General features: G+C 40.2%; 3 protein-coding genes and 1 pseudogene. All 4 read right to left on the reverse strand.

The window, feature by feature from the left end:
- Nucleotides 1-220: 220 nt before the first annotated feature.
- Nucleotides 221-1012 carry a sulfonamide-resistant dihydropteroate synthase Sul3 gene (sul3, locus tag ACJHYW_RS25075; RefSeq protein ID WP_000034420.1) on the reverse strand — a complete coding sequence of 264 codons (792 nt, stop codon included), beginning with the start codon at nt 1010-1012 and terminating at the stop codon, nt 221-223.
- A 468-nt stretch (nt 1013-1480) separates the two neighbouring features.
- Nucleotides 1481-1726, reverse strand: a complete 246-nt coding sequence (locus ACJHYW_RS25080; RefSeq protein WP_001354008.1) for a GrpB family protein — start codon at nt 1724-1726, stop codon at nt 1481-1483.
- A 37-nt stretch (nt 1727-1763) separates the two neighbouring features.
- A complete protein-coding gene (locus tag ACJHYW_RS25085) occupies nt 1764-2627 on the reverse strand; it encodes an SDR family oxidoreductase (RefSeq protein ID WP_000612791.1) in 864 nt (287 codons plus the stop codon).
- A gap of 145 nt (nt 2628-2772) precedes the next feature.
- Nucleotides 2773-3024: pseudogene (locus ACJHYW_RS25090) on the reverse strand (hypothetical protein); the annotation flags it as partial.
- Nucleotides 3025-3134: the final 110 nt, after the last annotated feature.

Consider the following 3134-nt stretch of genomic DNA (forward strand, 5'->3'; position numbering starts at 1 on the left):
ATTTAAAACTTCATTTTTAATTTAAAAGGATCTAGGTGAAGATCCTTTTTGATAATCTCATGACCAAAATCCCTTAACGTGAGTTTTCGTTCCACTGAGCGTCAGACCCCTATGATTACCCTCTTAGTAACAGTTCGAAAGATCCAGACCTAAGTCAAGTACGCCAACACAACTTCAGAGCAAGTATAGCATATTCATTTAGAAAGCTAAAAAAATAAAACTAACCTAGGGCTTTGGATATTTTCAAGGCATCTGATAAAGACTTAACATCATGGGTGCGGAGATAATCTGCACCTTTTTTGTATGCATACATTTCTGCTGCAAGAGTTGGTGCTAAACGAGATTTCACATCGGTTCCAGTTATTTTACCTAAGAATGATTTCCGTGACACTGCAATCATTACTTGCAAATTAAAAGCTTCTTGAATTTCAGGGAAACGCTTCAAAACAAGAATAGATGTTTCTGGATTAGAGCCTAAAAAGAAGCCCATACCCGGATCAAGAATAATTCGTTCACGCTTTACACCAGCCTCAACTAAAGCAGCAATTCTTTCTTTAAAAAATTCCATCATGGAAGTAAAAACCTCTTCCGGATTCGTTTCAACTTTAGTAGCTGCACCAATTCGCTGAACGGAGTGCATCAACACAAGTTTGCAATCTGACTTTGCCAAGCCTGAATAAATCTCAGGATAAGGAAAACCTTGAATATCATTAATAAAATCAACCTTTTGTTCTATGCAAAAACTCTGAACCTCAGGTTTAAATGTATCAACAGAAATAGAAATGCCTTTTTCTTTTAAAGCCTTAATGACAGGTTTGAGTCTTTTGATTTCTTCCACAACGCCCACTTCAGTTGTATCAGGATTACTGGAAGCGGCTCCCAAATCAATCACATCTGCTCCATCTTCAACCAAATGCAGAGCATGCTCAATTGCCTTATCTGTATCTAAATAAAGTCCTCCATCGGAAAAACTATCGGTGGTTATATTTACGATTCCAAAAATCTTGCTCATATCATTTTGCTTTGATTACAAAAGTAGCATTTATCTTAATTGACTAATTATCACTTACGCAAATTGACACATTTTCCCTATCTTTGCAGCCTAATTTTTTTGTTTTAATTCATTATGAAAACTGATAGGAACTGTCATTTCGAGTTTTTCGCGGTTTTGGGTCAAAATTCGGTTTTTTCCCCGAACTACGACTGTTTTCGCACCCCGAACAACTAATCCAATCAGAATTTTCCGGCAACGCCGACTCCAAGAAGTGTAATTCCAGTCTATTTCTGCCGTCAACCCCTGATTCGCGTTAATGCGACAAAGCTCAAACACATAACTCCCCCACGAAGCCATATAAACTCCGATTTCGAGGTGTTATCCTGTTCCGCATAAACTTCGTTTTTGGGTATTATACCTACACCAAAGCAAGAAGATTATGGGTCCAAACTTCATTTGTATATTTTGCAAACAAATATCTGCCTGTCATATCTGTCGGAGTGTGGTGATACTCCTTTGCATTAAAAATGCGCTGATAAAAGGTAGTTCAGCAAAAGGCGAAACGCCAATAAATATATCTATAACCGGTTTCGCCCGTTGATTGGGTATCGCCGTGCTTCCGATATGTTCAATGGCTACGGCATGAGAACCGAAAAAATGGAGCAATTTTATTTTCTCTTCTTCAAAATTCTTTGTCCAATCCGGGTTATATTCCATAATTTCAATTTTCATGATAGTTTCGTCCTTGCCTCAAAAACCATGTTTGGTATTATACTCCATATCTCTCCGGTGCAGGAATAGCCTTTTCTGATGCACGGCTAACAGCTTCCCATTCTTCCCAGGTAGCCATCCGTGCTTTTAAGGTATCCATCGCCAAATCGTATACCATGCTGCCAAGGATAAGCCTCAAAGGCGGATTATTGCTGGCTACTAATTTCATAAGGGCTTCCGCTGCCAAGGAAGGATCACTATCGACCGAATCTTCGGAATACTGTTTCGCCAGCTCATCGCGCAGTGTACCGTATGAATCTAATGGATTGCTGTAACTCATCGAAGTGTATAAATCTGTCCAATATCCTCCTGGTTCCACCATAGTGAGTTTCACTCCGAAATGTTCCGCTTCTTTTGCTAAGGCTTCACTCATTCCTTCCAGCGCAAATTTACTTGCACTGTAAATACCAGACATCGGACCCGAGATAATAGCGCCAATGCTTGTAATCTGTATGATATGTCCAGAACGCTGCGACCTCAAATAGGGCATCACTGCCTGACAAACCCAAAGAGCTCCAAAAAAGTTTGTGTCCATTAGTTTCCGAGCATCGGATTCGTTTAGTTCTTCAATCATACCCATAGTCATGATACCCGCATTATTAACAACAATATCAAGCCTACCGAAATGTTTAACTGCTGTTTCAACCGTAGAAAAAACAGCCTCCCTATCTGTAACATCGAGGTTTAATGGCAGTAAGCTCTCTTGATATGTTTCTTCTAGCTTCGCCAAATTATCGATAGTCCTTGCAACTGCAACAACTTTATCCCCGGCTTTCAAGGCGGCGCATGTAAAAGCATAGCCAAGCCCCTTGCTTGCTCCGGTAATAAACCATACTCTTTTATTTTCGCTATTAGGTATCATAGATATTCTCCTTTAGGCTATTATAGAAAGATTATTATAAGCGAAATTAATACCGTTAAACGCCATGAGCCCGACAATTTTGAGCACTTTGTTTTGTACTCCCAGAAGCTCACCACTACAAATTATCATCAACCCGGTCCTTTTTTCAGTCCACTTGCGGTTTCATTGTTACTTTGTCATAGCGTCGTGTCAGAATGCGGCAGAGAACAGCGTTTACTATCAACGCAACACCAGACCAGAAAAACCATGTATTAACACCTATAACCTCAACAACCGGACCTGCAACAAGTAAGCCTATCGGCATAGAAAGAGTCATGGCGGTCATCAAAAGGGAAAACACCTTGCCCATCATTTCAGGGGCAATGCTTTCTTGAACATAAGCCATAACAGGAACATGGCACTGTTGCAAAGTTAGCGATGAGGCAGCCTTTTGTCTTATTCAAAGGCCTTACATTTCAAAAACTCTGCTTACCAGGCGCATTTCGCCCAGGGGATCACCATAATAAA

The sequence above is a fragment of the Escherichia sp. WS3063 genome (assembly GCF_046486595.1).
Taxonomy (GTDB): Bacteria; Pseudomonadota; Gammaproteobacteria; order Enterobacterales; family Enterobacteriaceae; genus Escherichia; species Escherichia coli.

Excerpts from the sequence above, each read along its gene's own strand:
- sul3 (WP_000034420.1), bottom strand. The coding sequence starts at position 1,012 with ATGAGCAAGATTTTTGGAATCGTAAATATAACCACCGATAGTTTTTCC.
- ACJHYW_RS25080 (WP_001354008.1), bottom strand. The coding sequence starts at position 1,726 with ATGAAAATTGAAATTATGGAATATAACCCGGATTGGACAAAGAATTTT.
- ACJHYW_RS25085 (WP_000612791.1), bottom strand. The coding sequence starts at position 2,627 with ATGATACCTAATAGCGAAAATAAAAGAGTATGGTTTATTACCGGAGCA.